The sequence below is a fragment of the Clostridium sp. OM05-9 genome (assembly GCF_003481465.1).
GTDB classification, from domain to species: Bacteria; Bacillota; Clostridia; order Lachnospirales; family Lachnospiraceae; genus Coprococcus; species Coprococcus ammoniilyticus.
Genome location: NZ_QULF01000004.1, coordinates 1 through 17,002 on the forward strand (window position 1 = coordinate 1; position 17,002 = coordinate 17,002).

A 17,002-nucleotide genomic window follows, 5' to 3' on the forward strand; every position below is an offset into this window, starting at 1 on the left:
GGGTTGTCATGTTGTTAATTTTTCAAGGTTCTTTGTTGTCGAACTCATCAGCGACAACTATTATATGTTATCACATTCAGTGTTCTTTGTCAACAACTTTTTTAATTTCTTTTTTGACGTTCTGCATGCTTTCCAGATGAGAATCATCATGAAATATGTAAGTTGTGATCTTTGTTCGTTCGGTGTTTCGTACCGCGAACAGTTGATATAATACTAAATCAGACGTCAGATGTCAACACTTTTTTTGACAAAAATTGTATTAAAATAAATACAATCTTATATATACTCTAACGCCTGACTGATATTCGATACTCCTACTACTTTTATGCCCTCTATACTCTTAAGATGCTCTGCATTTGTCTTTGGCATAATACATGTCCGGAAACCCATTTTCACAGCTTCTCTTACACGCTGCTCTGCTGCGGATACGCCACGAACTTCTCCTGAAAGTCCTACTTCACCGAATACGACCATACTCTCATCCAATGGACGATTACGAAAACTGGAAACAAGTGCAAATACAATTCCAAGATCTGCTGCCGGATCATCAAGCCGCATACCACCGGCTATATTGACATATGCATCACTTCCTGATAACACCATCCCCGCTCTCTTTTCAAGTACCGCAAGAAGAAGGTTCACACGATTATAGTCCAAACCAACTGTTGTACGTCTCGGTAGATTAAAGCTGGTCTGGCAGACCAGTGCCTGGATCTCCAACAGGATCGGTCTGGTTCCTTCTAAAGAACATACCACAACCGAACCGGATGTCTGAAGCGGTCTGCCTGCCAGCATAACCTTCGATGGATTATTCACCTCTGATAAGCCGGTTTCAAGCATTTCAAATACACCGATCTCATTCGTTGATCCAAATCGGTTCTTTACCGCACGAAGAATACGGAAGCCTGCATTACGATCGCCTTCAAAATACAACACCGTATCTACCATATGTTCCAGATTTCTCGGGCCTGCTACCGTTCCTTCCTTCGTAACATGTCCAACGATAAAGATCGCTATATCCATCTGTTTTGCCATCTGCATCAAACGTGCTGTTACTTCTTTTACCTGAGATACACTTCCCGGTGCCGAAGCAATATCTTCTACTACTATTGTCTGGATCGAGTCGATAACAATAACCTTCGGTCTGTCCTTCTTAACATATTCTTCTACATCTTCCAGATTATTTACGCACAAAAGTAGCATATCCTTCTGAAATGTACCAATTCGTTCCGCGCGCATCTTGATCTGTGACAAAGATTCCTCGCCTGAAACATAGAGGATCTTATGACCGTCCGCTGATAGATTTCTGCACATCTGAAGCAGGATTGTCGACTTACCGATACCGGGATCTCCCCCTACCAAAACAAGAGAACCGTTTACGATTCCTCCTCCAAGTACTCTGTTCAATTCTTCCAGTCCTGTGGAAAATCTTGTCTCATCAGCCGTTTTTACTTCTAAAATACTTGTAGGCACCACAGCAGTCCGTCCTCCGGACTGTTTTCTGGCGCCTACCGTTACTTTTTCTTCACAGAACGTATTCCAGGATCTGCATCCCGGACACTGTCCCATCCATTTTGCTGACTCAAATCCACATTCCCGGCAAAAAAAGATCTGTTTTTCTTTTGCCATATAAACTCCTAGTCAAATGCTTTTCTGACGTCTACCTTTACTTCTCTGCCCGGTTCAAGATCTACACTGATGCTTAACTTGCCACCGAGATTTGTTTTATTCTTTCCTACATATATATCATCAATATGAATCTTGTAATCTGTTTCCGGTTCCAGCTCCAGTGTAATAGATGAGGTCTCTGTTCCTTCTACTATAAATGATACATCTTCTTCTGATGAACGGAAGCCATGTACTGCTGTACCCGGTACTGATTCATATACAAACATACCATTCTTCTCAAGCTTGGTGATCTCATTGAAAGTCTTGATCTTATAGATATCACCTTTATATTCAATACCATCTTTCTTTGTCTTTGTTGCTAATTCATAATTTCCGAAATCCAGTGAATCGGACTCTATGTTAATTAAATCGTTGATTACTGACATTTTTATCCTCCTGTACATTATACTCATGCCTTACCCGGCACTTTTATAATCTGATTATACAATAATGCTCCGGCTTTTGCCACACCAAATATAATCAGTTCACAATTATTTTATAGAATTGGAAGCAACTACTTTTCAGGTTCATTTTTTACTACAAACTTCACCTTATCGTTGCGCACAGTCACCTGAACGGTATCTCCCCGTTTAATCTCACCTTTTAAGACTGCTTCTGCAAGCACATCTTCTATATTCGTCTGAATCGCACGTTTCAACGGTCTTGCTCCGTATTTCTTATCGTAGCCTTTCTCAAAGATCAGTTTCTTAACTGCATCTCCAAACTTCAACTGAATCTCCATCTGCGATGCAACACGCTGCTTTAATTCTTTTAATAGAAGATTTGAAATATTTCTTACATCATCCTCTGTCAGTGCTCGGAATACGATAATGTCGTCAATACGGTTCAAGAACTCCGGCTTGAAGTTCTGTTTTACCTCATCCATAACATTCTTCTTCATATCTTCGTGCTCTGTATCTGCATTTGACGCAGTAACAAATCCAAGCTTCTTCGGATCAATGATCCTCTGTGCGCCAGTATTCGATGTCATGATAATGATCGTGTTCTTAAAATCTACTTTTCTGCCCTGAGAATCTGTAATATGTCCATCATCCAGTACCTGCAATAATATATTAAACACATCACTGTGTGCCTTTTCTATCTCATCAAACAATATAACAGAGTACGGATTGGAACGAACCTTCTCACTAAGCTGTCCACCTTCCTCAAAGCCAACATAGCCCGGAGGTGACCCGATCAGCTTCGACACACTGTGTTTCTCCATATACTCCGACATATCGACACGGATCAGCGCGTCCTCGCTGCCGAATACCGCTTCTGCAAGAGCCTTCGACAATTCAGTCTTACCTACGCCGGTAGGCCCAAGGAATAAGAACGAACCAACCGGACGTTTTGGATCTTTTAAGCCTACACGACTTCTCTTAATCGCCTTTGCTACCGCATCAACTGCTTCATTCTGACCGACAACTCTCTTATGCAGCTCCTCTTCCAGACGTTCCAGACGTTTGGATTCCTGTTCGGTCAGTTTATTTACCGGAATCTTCGTCCATACAGATACAACATCCGCAATATCCTCTGCATCTACTACAACACTTTTCGCATTTTTATTCTGCTTCATTTTATCGAGCTTTGTTTCCAGCTTTCTCTGTTTCTTTAACAGTTCTGCCGCTTCATCGATATCTCCAGCCTCTAAAAGGTTCTCAATATCATCGGAAAACGCCTGTATCTCAAGCTCCAATGGCAGAGTCTTCTTTGCTTTCTTTCCAAATCCCAGACGTTTTCTGGAACATGCTTCATCCATCAGATCAATGGCTTTATCCGGCAGGAAACGGTCACTGATATATCGAACCGATAATGATACCGCTGCTTCCAGTGCCTGATCACTGATCTCTACATGATGATGTTCCTCGTATGCAGAGCGAAGTCCCTTTAAGATCTCTACTGTTTCTTCATTGGTCGGCTCTTCCACATAGACCGGCTGAAATCTTCGCTCCAACGCTGCATCCTTTTCTATATATTTTCTGTATTCTGCACGTGTCGTCGCTCCGATCATCTGGATCTCTCCGCGCGATAAGGATGGTTTTAAGATATTAGATGCATCGATTGCTCCCTCTGCTCCACCGGCTCCGATGATCGTATGAAGCTCATCCACAAACAGAATGACGTTTCCGGCATTTTTTACCTCTGCGATCACCTTCTTGATCCGTTCCTCAAATTCTCCACGGTACTTGGAACCCGCTACCATACTGGATAAATCTAGCGACAACAGTCGCTTATCCCGTACTGTATCCGGCACATCTCCTGCAGCGATCAGGTAAGCAATCCCCTCTGCTACCGCAGTCTTACCTACACCCGGTTCTCCAACCATACATGGGTTGTTCTTCATACGTCTGCTTAAAATCTGAAGCACACGCTCTATCTCTTTCTCTCTGCCTATAACCGGATCTAGATTTCCCATACGGGCATCCATCGTCATATCTCTGGAGAACTGATCCAACGTCGGTGTTGCCGATGCCTTGGATTTATTCTTTCCCTTTTTCAGACTTACAAATTCTTTCTTTGCCGTACTGCCATCCACCCCACATGCAGACATGATGTCTACATATATTTTCTGTATATTTGCCTTTAATGACAGTATGATTTTTACCGCCGTACAATCCAGATGCTTCAAAATGGCAATCAGAAGATGCTCGCTTCCTACCTCTGTACTTTCCAGACGTTTTGCTTCATTTCCCGCAAGCTCCAGGATCGACTCTGCGGATTTTGTATATTTGCTTTTCTCTGCGCCAAAGGTTCCTCCGGCTAATGGTATCTGGCTTAAGATATTAATGATCGACTGTATCGTTACTCCATTTTCCTGTAAAACAACAAACGGTGCCGTATCACTGACAAAGGTAAGTGCCATCAACAGATGTTCACTTCCTATATAGTTCTGCCCCAGCTTCTTGGATATCCGTTTGGCTTCTTTTAATATTTCCTGTAATTTTTCACTGTTCGGAAGTTTCAAATTATGTCACCTCTTTTTTCATAGTATATGACATTTTCTGCCTACTATCTTCTGTTATGATACAAAAGTCCCCGGCTCCCATATATTAGTATGTTCCCCAGAGACTTTTTTCTTTCGTATATCTTTCAATAATAATTAACACTCATCAATCGCTTTACCGATATCATGACGCATATATTTATTCTCAAATGTGATCCACTCGGTTGCCTTGTATGCATTTGCACGGGCTTCATGAAGATCCTTTCCTGTAGCTGTTACTCCAAGTACACGACCGCCATTTGTTACAACCTTGCCGTTTTCAAACTTGGTTCCGGCATGGAATACATAGTATCCTTCCTTGTCTTTGAACGTCTCAAGGCCTGAGATCGGATAGCCTTTCTTATAGGAAACCGGATAACCGTCAGATGCAAGTACTACACATACAGCAGCGTTGTCTTCAAATTCAAGTTCTACTTGATCCAGTGTTCCGTCAATACAAGCCTCAAATACATCAATGATATCATTCTTCATTCTAGGAAGAACAACCTGCGCCTCCGGATCTCCAAATCTTGCATTATATTCCAGTACCTTTACGCCCTGTGGCGTGATCATAAGTCCGCAGAATAACACGCCTTTGAATTCTCTTTTCTCTGCCTTCATGGCTGCCATTGTAGGCTTGTATATATTCTCCATGCAGTAATCTGCAATCTCATCTGTATAGAATGGGCTTGGTGAAAATGTTCCCATTCCACCGGTATTCAATCCTTGATCACCGTCCTGTGCACGCTTATGATCCTGTGCGGAGGTCATAGGTTTGATCGTTGTACCATCACAGAATGCAAGAACAGACACCTCACGTCCTGTCATGAATTCCTCGATAACCATAGTATTTCCCGCATTTCCAAAATGCTTATCCAGCATGATCTCTTTTACACCGGCTTTTGCTTCTTCCAGATCCTTACAGATCAGAACACCTTTACCAAGTGCCAGTCCATCTGCCTTTAATACGATCGGGAAGCTTGCCGTTTCAAGATATGCAAGTGCTGATTCTGCATCTGTAAAATTCTCATATGCGGCTGTAGGTATATTGTATTTTTTCATAAGATCCTTGGAAAATGCCTTTGAACCTTCGATGATCGCTGCATTTGCTCGAGGACCGAATGCACGGATGCCCGCTGCTTCAAATGCATCAACTGCGCCGGCAACCAACGGGTCATCCGGAGCTACAACTGCAAGATCAACTGCTTCCTTCTTTGCGAAATCAACCAGTTTATCAAATTCCATAACACCGATATCCACACATTCTGCCAATTCTGCAATACCTGCATTTCCCGGTGCACAATAGATTTTTGTTACTTTACTGCTCTTTGCAATACTTGTAATAATAGCATGTTCTCTTCCGCCGCCACCTACAACTAAAATCTTCATTTGTTTTCCTCCTGTCAGTCTTCTACAACTGTTATGCCGTCTTCGATCCGAACCTTTCCATGTGCAATCTTATCAATAGCAGCAGGTAGAATATTCCACTCTGCCTGCTCCATGACTCTCTGCTGAAGCACCTTCGGAGTATCTCCGTTTTGTACCGCAACCGCTTTCTGCATAATGATCGGACCGGTATCGGTTCCTTTATCTACAAAATGTACTGTAGCACCTACTACTTTTACACCTCTTTTTAACGCTGCCTCATGAACCTTGAGTCCATAATAACCTGTACCACAAAAAGCAGGAATCAGAGAAGGATGGATATTGATAATCCGGTTCTCAAATGCATCAATCACAATCTCCGGAATAACTACAAGGTATCCCGCAAGTACGATCAGATCCGGATTCACTTCCTGTAAAATCTTCAACAAGTTCTCATTAAATACATCTCTTGTTTCAAAATCCTTTGGTGATACTACGATATCTTTTATACCTGCCTGTTTTGCACGTTCCAGTGCATAGGCATTTCTATTATTACTGATAACTGCTGCGATCTCGGTGTCTGTGATCTTTCCTGCTGCGATTGCATCAATGATCGCCTGTAAGTTCGTACCGCCACCGGAAACCAGAACTGCTATTCTTAGCATAAATCTACTCCCTTTTCACCGGCTACTACTGTACCGAGAACAAATGCCTTGTCTCCTGCACTCTCTATAGCTGCTATTGTCTTATCTGCATCTGTAGGATCTATTGCAAGGCACATACCAACTCCCATGTTATACGTATTGTACATCATATGCTCATCTATATCGCCCTTCTTTGCAAGGAGCTTGAATATAGCAGGCACTTCATATGAGTCCTTCTTCACCTGCGCACGAGCTCCGTCCGGAAGCATTCTTGGAATGTTCTCATAGAAGCCACCGCCTGTGATGTGGCTGCAACCCTTAATCATTACACCGGCATCCTTTACTGCCTTTAATGCTTTTACATAAATTCTTGTCGGAGCAAGAAGTGCTTCGCCAAGTGTTGTTCCAAGTTCATCATAATATGTATCCAGAGATTCCTTTGTCATCTCAAATACTTTACGAACCAGTGAGAAACCATTGCTGTGTACACCGCTTGAAGCGATACCGATCAATGTATCTCCGGCTTTGATATTCTCTCCTGTGATAAGTTCATCCTTCTCTACGACACCAACAGCAAATCCTGCAAGGTCATACTCATTCTCCGGCATAAGCCCCGGATGCTCTGCTGTCTCGCCGCCAACTAAAGCTGCACCGGACTGGTTACAGCCTTCTGCAACACCACTTACGATCGTAGCGATCTTTTCCGGATAATTCTTACCACATGCTATATAATCCAGGAAGAAAAGAGGTTCTCCACCAGAACATGCAATATCATTCACACACATAGCCACAGCATCGATTCCGATCGTATCGTGCTTATCCATGATATATGCAAGCTGTACTTTTGTACCGCATCCATCTGTTCCAGACAGTAATACAGGCTCTTTCATCTCTTTGATCTTTGCAAGACTGAACGCACCAGCAAAACCTCCGATACCACCTAATACCTCTGGTCTCATGGTTGTCTTGATGTGCTTCTTCATAAGTTCTACTGACTTATATCCTGCCTCAATATCAACGCCGGCATTCTTGTAATCCATTGTAAAATCCTCCTGTTTTATCCATTATAAAGTGCATTTTCATGCCAATTGATTCTTATAAATTATACGGGATTAATTTCTGTTTGTAAAGAAGCCATTCTCACAAATATAGCAGTCCAAAACAGGGCTCTGTTCGGCACAATTTTGTTTATCAGCAAGGCGTGTTTTCTTTTTTTGAAAAATACTATATAAATATCAAATATAATTTGATAATGATTCCCATTTATGGTAGTATAATGTTATATGCAGAGTAACTGTTTTTTTCGTTAACAAGAGGTAGTTGTATGACAAATAATAGATTAAACATCGGATTATTCATATGTCATCTCGACAATGAATATGCAAATGAAATATGTAAAGGAGCTGAATACGCAGCGAAAGAGCTGGACGTGAATCTTATCGTCTTTCCGGGCATGTTTTTAAATGCTTCATTTAACGATCCTGAAAACGAAATTTATGATTATCAGTACAACTCTGTTTTTTATTATGCTAAAAAAGAAAATCTGGATGCCCTGATCGTGTCCGTTGGTACGATCGCATCTTTTATATCACAAAAAAGTATTGAAGCATTTTTGGATACTTTTAAAGATATTCCAATCCTTACTCTGGAATCTAAGGTTTCAGGTTATCCTTGTTTACAGACCGACAGTACTGCCGGTCTTCGAGATGCCATCGAACATCTGATTATTCATCACAACCGAAAGCATATCTGTTTTGTTGCCGGAAGAAAGACAAATGAAGATGCTCTGGAACGTTTGAATGTATACCGAACTACAATGAAAGCTCACAACATTCCGGTCACTGAAGATATGATCGTATACGGTGATTATTCTGAATACAGTCGTGAGATTGTCGGTAAACTGCTTGATGATAACCCAGATGCGGATGCTATTATTTTCTCTAACGATCAGATGGCTATCGGTGGCTATCAGGAATTGAAAAGCCGTAACATCCGAATCGGAGCTGATATCAGTGTAATCGGTTTTGACAACTCTCCCGGTTCCGTAACTATGGTTCCACCCCTTACAACCGTAAACGCGAACACCCCTGCATTGGGCTATCGTGCCGTTGGCAAGATCATTCAGGATATTAAAGCAGGCGAATTCTGTTCTTCTGTCTTGGATTCCCACTTTGTAAAACGATTATCATGTGGGTGCAGTCTGCATGAAAATACCGAACATATGCCGATTGACAGTTTCTCTACTGTATCAGATATTCTGGAATACTGTGACGATTCTATTTTAGGCAATATTAAAAACAGCTTTTTTGGTACGATTGTTCTTGATCAGATCAATAGCATCTGGAAGGATATAATAGAAATTGCCATTTTACCAAAGGCTAAACCATATCCAAAGAATCTGATCGTAGACAAACTGATGACATTATTGTCATCTCCTGTCACAAGTTTCTTTTCAGTAACCAATATTGCATTTTCATTCCGTTGTTTTTCCGGTGTCATCATAGCATTAATCAACGATCCGGATAAACGGTCTGAATACTATCGGCTAAATTCTCATATTACAAGTGCTATCGCACAGTTTTTGTCAACTTCTTTGTACCAACAGGAACATGACAGCAAAACGGGATCATGGTCTTCAATCTATATTACAAGAGATACTCTTACATATGGAACCGATACAGCAAAAACCTTTTCATCTATGCTTGCTAAATTAAAAGACCTTGGATTTGCAGCATCTTATTTATATGCGTATGATGAACCCGTCGCCATTCAACCGGACGGAAGCTGGAAAACGCCGGATACTTTGTATCTTCAAGCTTTTTACAATCCAAAACATACAGCTGTTTTATCAGGTGAAACACGTCGTATTGCATCTACCGATATCTTTGACAATGAATATACCGGTTTTGAAGATAGATTTACCGCTGTTATTGTTCCTATTTTTACAAATGAACAACATCATGGTCTGTTTGTATGCAATACAGATGTAGATCACTTTGGACACATTTATACAACTTCTCTTCATCTTGGGGCTTCTTTTAAATATTTATCACTTTTAAAAGAACAGATCCAGACAAAAGAACAATTAGTAATGTCCTTAAGTGAGATCCATGAAAAAAATGAGCTGTTAAATCACCTGTCTACCTCCGATGAACTGACCGGCGTCAATAACAGACGTGGATTAATGGAAAAAGTGGAATACCTGATCAATAAACCTGCCAATCATGGACGTAAGGCAATGCTACTGTTTGCAGACATGGACAGCTTAAAGATCGTAAACGATAAATTCGGACACAACGATGGAGATTTTGCTTTAAAGAATATTGCAAATATCCTGATGACAAGTTTCCGGGCGAGTGACATTGTCGGTCGAATCGGCGGTGATGAGTTTGTATGTTTTGCTTTCATTGATGATCTTGATTTTCCTAAGACTGTACAGGCAAGGATTCAGGAATTGTCCAATGAATTAAATGAAACCTGTGGCAAACCATATTATATCGAAATGAGTGTCGGTGTATCGGAATTTTCCTGCGATCCGAATATCAAGATTGAGGATCTGTTAAGCCAGGCAGACAGCGCACTGTATTCAAATAAACGATATAAGCGAATGTCTGTTTTAAAATAATAAAATACGATACGAATACTAACTTCTTTATAAAAGCACAGCTAAACGCTATGAAATAAAATAAACCATATAAATGACAGCTTCTCTCCCATGTTCAGGATGATGAATCTACTCTCATTTATATGGTTTATTTTTTATTCCGCCTCTTTAAACGGCTCATTTAACATCTCGGTTCCCGAAAGAACAAATCTGCCATTTTCGATAATGGCAACTCTCGTTCCATCTGCATGAACCGAATAAATGCCTCCGATCTCATCATATGGTATCGTAATATCGGTATGGCAGTTAAAATATGCCTTGCTGATATCCGTCTTTCGAAGGATCGAGCACTCATTATCCTTTGCAACGATTTCCTTGCCGTCCGGATTATGAAGGATATTTTCTTCGCTCCAGCTATAGCAGGTATCACCGACTGCAAAATGCGGTCCCATCTTCTCTACGATCAGTATCGGCAATTTATATACCATGTTATATTTATTTGCAAGTACATATGCGGTCGTATTCGTTCCGATCGCAAACTCTCCGATCGGCAGTGTATCCCGTCCGCCCAAAAGATTATCCTTTACAAATTTTACATTATCTTCTTCTCTGTCAAAGTTCTTACAGGTGTAAGTTTTGATCTTTCCATCTTCAAAGGTCAGCTTGAGATCAACATATTTCAGATCATTCAGATAGACCTCACTCACATTTAAAACTCCATGCGTTCCGGTAAGCCTCGGCGATGTAAAAACCTCGCCAAGAGGAATATTCACATCCGCCAGACAATTCTCAAAATTTGTCTCTATCTCCGGGTGCTCTAACACATGCAGCATTACCTTCATATCAGTCTGATTACCATTCTGTCCGATCACATGTACCCATTCTGCCTGATCCAACTCATTGATGATCATCTGGTGAATCGGACGGTATACATTACTTTCCAGATTGTTGATCCGGATGATCTGTTCAAATATATCTTCATAATCATCTCCGATCTCAGGCATTGGATATGCGATGATCGTAAAGCTGTACTCATCTCCCGGTATATATTCGTTCACAATCTGTGACAGTTCATTGGTATATTCCACACCAAGCTCCTGCTGCTTCTTGCTAAGCGTAAGCTGTCCCGGCTTGCTCACCGGTTCAAACGGTGTCTCACCAAATATCTCGATACACGCCGGTCCTGCATATACGGACGCCTCATATCTGTATTTCTCATAAGTGCCACGCATTATCTCTAATTTCCGTTCCATCAGCTTGCGATCAAGAAATAACGCCTGGTCCATCTGATGGTCGTAATCCATCTGCTTATTTACCGGAGTACCTACATAGCCGATCCGGTTCATTCTGGTCCGGTTGATGCGGTTCGTATCATAACGGAAACATAACGGTTCCAATCCCATATCACGGAACTGGAGGATCGCAGCTTTTACGATGCGCTCCATACCAATCGAATACCGGATATTTACATGCTTCTTTTTTGACATATCAATTCCGGCCGCTACAAAGCCCTGTCGAAATCCTTCTGTATAAGTCCGGGCAATCGACGCCACTTTTTCTGATGACATCCTGCGAAGAAACGCTTCCGTTTCCAATTCATTCTTTCCGATGTATTCTCCATATTCATATAAATAGCTGTTATCTCCGTCTTCACATTTCATGACAATATCTGTCGCAAAGGAAAGAATCGGATCCATCTTCTCACGCACACGATAATCCATGAAGAACTCCGCATAATCATGTTCAAAATAATAAATGGCATCTTTTACTGCTTTAACAGATGGAAAATCCTCAAAGATCCCATATACCTCCACAAACAATTCAAACCATACAGTAAGGTCTACAACTCTTCCTTCAAATGCTGCCGCGATCAGTCCATGGAATTCATAACAAAGAAATGTCAGATAGTCAGCAAATAAATATTCCCGCTTGTCTATGTCTTCAATCTCGTTCTCTGCTATTTTCTCACCAAACATCTGTCTGGTGTATTCATAGTTGCAATAACTCGTTTCGTAATTTTCAGGCATAACATCCTGATAAAGTGCTGCATTTATCTGCTGTAATTCGCCCGCTGTACAGCTCTCCGAAATGGGCATCCCACTTTTTACCTTTTCGATCACTTTATCTAACTGCAGTAAAAATTCTCCAGTTCTTACAAAATAATCCCGATACCGCATGTCCACTGTTTCTTCTTTTGTGATCGAACGGATCCGCTCAACCATCAGTTCGTAACGATCTTCGATATCTTCATATTCTGCTGTTATATCCTTATAATATGTCATTTATTGTCTCCCTTTATGTTTCCAAGTTGAATGTTCTTCCGGAACACCTCATCAATCACCTGATATAACGTCTCTGATCCCTCTGGTGTCCGCTTGTTTCTACCATACACCTGGTTCTCGAAAACGCCATGCTCTTTCCAGCTTTTTCCTCCAACGGCATCACTTAACATAACCGGCGCCAGATTATCCATTACATGTGCAAATTTGGCTTCCGGCGTCTGATACTCCTCAAATTCATCCCAGAGTCCACGAAGCTTCTTCGCCTGATCTTCCGGCAGGATATTAAATATCCGGTCAGCAGCCTTTAATTCCCGTTCTCTTTTTGTTGCATTTGCATTTTTATCATATGCATATGTATCACCTGCATCTATCTCGATCAGATCATGAACCAGCAGCATGGAAACCACTCTTAATACGTCAACCGGTTCATTTGAATATTCCGCCAGTAAGATTGCCATAAGTGCAATATGCCAGGAATGTTCTGCATCATCTTCTTTTCTGATTCCATCTGTCAGATACGTCTGTCTGACTACAAATTTGCTCTTGTCAACCTCCAGTATAAAATCCAGTTGTTTTTTCAGTCTCTCATCCACACTCTTATATTCCCTTCATAAAAAAGATGCCTGATATAATAAAAACTATGATATTCAGATAAACCGCCATTTTCTTAGATGTAACCCCACCTTCTTCTGCATGATACCCGATCACGCCGAATACAATTCCGGTAAATGCCATCAAAAAAGCACTGATCATCAATACCCCATAGATACGTTCTACCGTACCTCTTGATATAATGGATTTGATCACGGAAAGTATTATAAAGATTCCGCCCAAAATTCCCAATATATATGAAATGATCGTATCTCCTGAACTTCCGGGTGGAGAAACCCTGAAATCACTGTTTTTCAATCTTTTTACTCCTTTTTCTGTCAAATCGTGCCAGAATATAATATATGATATATCCAAGCATGCCGCCAAAGGTATTCATGATAATATCATCAACATCAAACACCCCAAGTTTTGTTATCAACTGTACCAGTTCAATACTTAACGAAAACGCAAATGCCGCCAGAGTCGCTGTAAAAAATCCGGTTTTTTTACCTCTGACCCAACGGATCAACATTCCAAATGGTACAAAAGCAAGAACATTTCCAACCAGATTCAACATCACGCTTGTGGTCGTCATATAACTTCTGTACTTTACGAAACGCTTAATCTCGAGAAACGGTGTCAGATTGTACCGCATCTCTTCATATCCATGTCCCCTTCCAAACATATCGCTGAATATCAGGAAATAAACAATGGATATACTGTATAAAATGAATAGCACCAGGCATAACACCCGCAGCTTTTTCTTATTTTCTATGCTCAACGCCAGCCTCCAGGTTAATATTATTTCCTCATTTTTATTAACTGGGTAAGAAGTCTGTCTGCACACTCCTCTTTACTCATCTGTGGCAATTCAATATCTTCATCCTGTGTGATCAATGTCAGCACATTGGTATCTGTTCCAAATCCAGCCCCCGCTGTCTTTAAGTTATTTGCTGCGACTATATCGATCTTCTTCTTTTCCAGTTTCTTTCTGGAATTCTCCAGCAGATTCTGTGTCTCCATCGAAAATCCGCATATAATCTGTCTGGCAAGTCTGCTGTCCCCATCTGTCTTTCTTGCCTCTTCTCTCTGCATTCCAAGGAATGCAAGAATATCTTTTGTTCTTGTAAGTGGAATGCTCATATCAGCATCCGATTTCTTGATCTTGTTATCTGATACTTCTGCCGGTTTGTAATCTGCAACGGCGGCAGCCTTGATAATGATATCCTGATCTGCACTGGCAGCCGTTACTGCTTCATACATATCCTGTGCAGAGGTAACCGGCACTACTGTTACGAATTCTGGCGGTGTGATCGCTACCTTTCCTGTTACAAGTGTCACATCCGCCCCACGAAGCATCGCCTGTCTGGCGATCGCATATCCCATTTTACCAGTTGAATGATTGGAAATAAAGCGAACCGGGTCGATTGCTTCCATCGTAGGACCTGCAGTAACAAGTACTTTTATTCCCTGCATATCCTTCTCTGCTGCAATATACTTTAATATATAATCAACTAACAACTGTTCATTCGGAAGCTTCCCCTTGCCTGTATCTCCACAGGCAAGGTATCCGCTTGCCGACTCTATGATCTCATAGCCGTAGGACTGTAATTTCCTGATGTTATCCTGAACGATCGGATTCTCTAACATATTCGTGTTCATTGCAGGTGCGATCAGTTTCGGACATTTTGCAGCCATGATCGTAGTACTCAACATATCATCGGCAATGCCGCCTGCGATCTTCCCAATAATATTTGCCGATGCAGGAGCAACCATAAAGATATCTGCCCGTTTTGCAAGTGCAACGTGTTCTACGTTAAACTGAAAATTACGGTCAAAGGTATCCACCAGACACTTATTTCCTGTTAAGGTCTCAAATGTGATCGGATTGATAAAATTGGTCGCATTTTCTGTCATGATGACATTTACATCTGCATGCAGTTTTACAAGCATACTGGCAACATTTGCCATCTTATATGCTGCTATACTTCCTGTTACACCTAAAACAACGGTCTTATTCTTTAACATCATTTTCTCCATTCTGCATCGTATCATTGAAAATCATTCTGTTCGGGACGAATGCTGATCCGGCTGTTATTTGTTCATATCAAGGATAAAGTTATCGATCAATCTTGCCTTGCCAAATCTGACTGCCATAGCACAAAGGACATGTCCCTCTACTATATCGATTGACTTCATGGTATCCATATCCACCATCTCAACATAATCAATATCTGCAAGTGGCTCTGATCCGATCAGGTCTTTCATTGCTGCTACAATCTTCTTCGCATCTCGCTCACCATCCGCGATCATCTGCTGTCCAAGCTTCACAGACTTGCTTAAGATCACTGCTGCCTGACGTTCTTCCGGCTTCAGATAAATATTTCTGGAACTCTTGGCAAGACCATCTGCCTCACGGATGATCGGACATCCAACAATCTCAATATCCATGTTCAGATCTGTAACCATACGCATGATGATCGCAAGCTGCTGTGCATCCTTCTGACCAAAATAAGCACGATCCGGCTGAACGATATTGAATAATTTATTTACAACTGTACATACACCTTTGAAATGTACCGGACGAGTCAGTCCGCATAATGCATCTGGAAGCCCTGTCATATTGACATAAGAACAAAATCCCGGCTTATACATTTCTTCCGGTTCCGGATGAAAAATCACATCTGCACCTGTTGTCTCGCATAACTTTGCATCTGCATCAAGATCTCTTGGATAACTCTCCAGATCCTCTGTTGGTCCAAACTGCATCGGATTGACAAATACAGATACAACGGTTCTGTCATTCTGTTCTACGGATTTCCTGATCAGGCTCTGATGTCCCTCATGGAGATATCCCATTGTTGGTACAAGTCCAACACTTAAGCCTTCTTTCTTCCATGCCTTAACCTGACTTCTTACTTTATCTACTGTTTTTAAAATCTTCATTTCTGATTTCCAGTCCTTTCCTGATCCTGTCTCCCGGTTTTTACCGGTTCAGGCAGCTTCTATCTCTTAGTATAATTTATCGATTACTTCATCATCAATTTTGTAGCAGTGTTCTTCTGCCGGAAATGTTCCATCGTCAATCTCTGCTATATAAGTCTTTACTGCTTCACGAATCACGTCTCCTGCATTAGCAAAATGCTTTACAAACTTCGGCTTGAAATCACTGAACATGCCAAGCATATCGTAAATTACAAGAACCTGTCCGTCGCATCCTGCTCCCGCTCCGATTCCGATCGTAGGAATGTTGATGCTCTCTGTTACAAGCTTTGCAAGCTTTGCAGGGACACACTCCAGTACCAGTAAAAACGCACCTGCTTCTTCTACTGCCTTGGCATCCTCGATCAGCTTCTTAGCTGCTGCTTCTGTCTTACCCTGAACCTTAAAGCCACCAAAAGTATTGATCGACTGCGGAGTCAGTCCCAGATGTGCAACAACAGGGATTCCTGCTGATACGATTGCTTTAATCTGTGGACAGACTTCTTTACCACCTTCTAACTTTACAGCTCCGGCTCTGCCTTCCTTCATCAGACGACCTGCATTTACGACTGCGTCATATACACTGGTCTGATAGGACATAAATGGAAGATCGGTTACAACCAGTGCATTCTTGGCTCCTCTTGCAACGGCTGCGCTATGATGGATCATATCTTCTACGGTTACAGAGATCGTATCCTCATATCCAAGGATTACATTTCCGAGGGAATCACCGACAAGGATCGTGTTGACTCCTGCTTCATCCAATAATCTTGCTGTCGTATAATCATACGCTGTCAGCATAGAAATCTTATGCCCGGAATTCTTCATCTGCATAATTGATGTTGTTGTGTTCTTCATACGTCTTATTCTCCTATTCTGA

General features: G+C 41.5%; 14 protein-coding genes. 1 reads left to right on the forward strand and 13 read right to left on the reverse strand.

Going from position 1 to position 17,002, the window contains the following annotated elements:
- Positions 1-276 precede the first annotated feature (276 nt).
- The 6 genes from radA to purM form a co-directional block, all read right to left on the reverse strand.
- Positions 277-1,629 (reverse strand): DNA repair protein RadA, encoded by a 1,353-nt coding sequence (radA, locus tag DXB77_RS07300; protein WP_008403062.1) that lies wholly within the window; start codon positions 1,627-1,629, stop codon positions 277-279.
- Between the two features lie 8 nt (positions 1,630-1,637).
- Positions 1,638-2,054, reverse strand: a complete 417-nt coding sequence (locus tag DXB77_RS07305) for a hypothetical protein (protein ID WP_021944051.1) — start codon at positions 2,052-2,054, stop codon at positions 1,638-1,640.
- A gap of 128 nt (positions 2,055-2,182) precedes the next feature.
- Positions 2,183-4,636, reverse strand: coding sequence for an ATP-dependent Clp protease ATP-binding subunit (locus DXB77_RS07310; RefSeq protein ID WP_118662917.1), 2,454 nt, complete (start codon positions 4,634-4,636; stop codon positions 2,183-2,185).
- 135 nt (positions 4,637-4,771) lie between these two features.
- Entirely contained in the window at positions 4,772-6,043 is a 1,272-nt protein-coding gene (gene purD / locus DXB77_RS07315) for a phosphoribosylamine--glycine ligase (protein ID WP_118662918.1), read from the reverse strand.
- 14 nt (positions 6,044-6,057) lie between these two features.
- Entirely contained in the window at positions 6,058-6,684 is a 627-nt protein-coding gene (gene purN / locus DXB77_RS07320; protein ID WP_021944048.1) for a phosphoribosylglycinamide formyltransferase, read from the reverse strand.
- Complete coding sequence (gene purM / locus DXB77_RS07325) at positions 6,678-7,703, reverse strand: phosphoribosylformylglycinamidine cyclo-ligase (protein ID WP_021944047.1); 1,026 nt, start codon at positions 7,701-7,703, stop codon at positions 6,678-6,680. Before purM ends, purN begins: the two co-directional genes overlap by 7 nt.
- A gap of 284 nt (positions 7,704-7,987) precedes the next feature.
- Here purM and DXB77_RS07330 point away from each other — a divergent pair, with 284 nt between their 5' ends.
- A complete protein-coding gene (locus DXB77_RS07330) occupies positions 7,988-10,288 on the forward strand; it encodes a GGDEF domain-containing protein (RefSeq protein WP_117808364.1) in 2,301 nt (766 codons plus the stop codon).
- 134 nt (positions 10,289-10,422) lie between these two features.
- Here the strand turns inward: DXB77_RS07330 and DXB77_RS07335 are convergent, their stop codons facing one another.
- The 7 genes from DXB77_RS07335 to panB form a co-directional block, all read right to left on the reverse strand.
- Entirely contained in the window at positions 10,423-12,549 is a 2,127-nt protein-coding gene (locus DXB77_RS07335) for an aminopeptidase (protein WP_118662919.1), read from the reverse strand.
- A complete protein-coding gene (locus tag DXB77_RS07340) occupies positions 12,546-13,142 on the reverse strand; it encodes an HD domain-containing protein (RefSeq protein WP_021944044.1) in 597 nt (198 codons plus the stop codon). The genes DXB77_RS07335 and DXB77_RS07340 overlap by 4 nt, the downstream gene beginning before the upstream one ends.
- A gap of 4 nt (positions 13,143-13,146) precedes the next feature.
- Positions 13,147-13,458: a hypothetical protein gene (locus DXB77_RS07345; protein ID WP_021944043.1), complete on the reverse strand. Its 312-nt coding sequence runs from the start codon at positions 13,456-13,458 to the stop codon at positions 13,147-13,149.
- Complete coding sequence (locus DXB77_RS07350; RefSeq protein WP_242996126.1) at positions 13,445-13,921, reverse strand: VanZ family protein; 477 nt, start codon at positions 13,919-13,921, stop codon at positions 13,445-13,447. The genes DXB77_RS07345 and DXB77_RS07350 overlap by 14 nt, the downstream gene beginning before the upstream one ends.
- Positions 13,922-13,941: 20 nt before the next feature.
- Complete coding sequence (coaBC, locus tag DXB77_RS07355; protein ID WP_021944041.1) at positions 13,942-15,168, reverse strand: bifunctional phosphopantothenoylcysteine decarboxylase/phosphopantothenate--cysteine ligase CoaBC; 1,227 nt, start codon at positions 15,166-15,168, stop codon at positions 13,942-13,944.
- Between the two features lie 66 nt (positions 15,169-15,234).
- Complete coding sequence (gene panC / locus DXB77_RS07360) at positions 15,235-16,086, reverse strand: pantoate--beta-alanine ligase (RefSeq protein ID WP_118662920.1); 852 nt, start codon at positions 16,084-16,086, stop codon at positions 15,235-15,237.
- A 66-nt stretch (positions 16,087-16,152) separates the two neighbouring features.
- Positions 16,153-16,980: a 3-methyl-2-oxobutanoate hydroxymethyltransferase gene (gene panB / locus DXB77_RS07365; RefSeq protein WP_021944040.1), complete on the reverse strand. Its 828-nt coding sequence runs from the start codon at positions 16,978-16,980 to the stop codon at positions 16,153-16,155.
- Between the last annotated feature and the right edge of the window lie 22 nt (positions 16,981-17,002).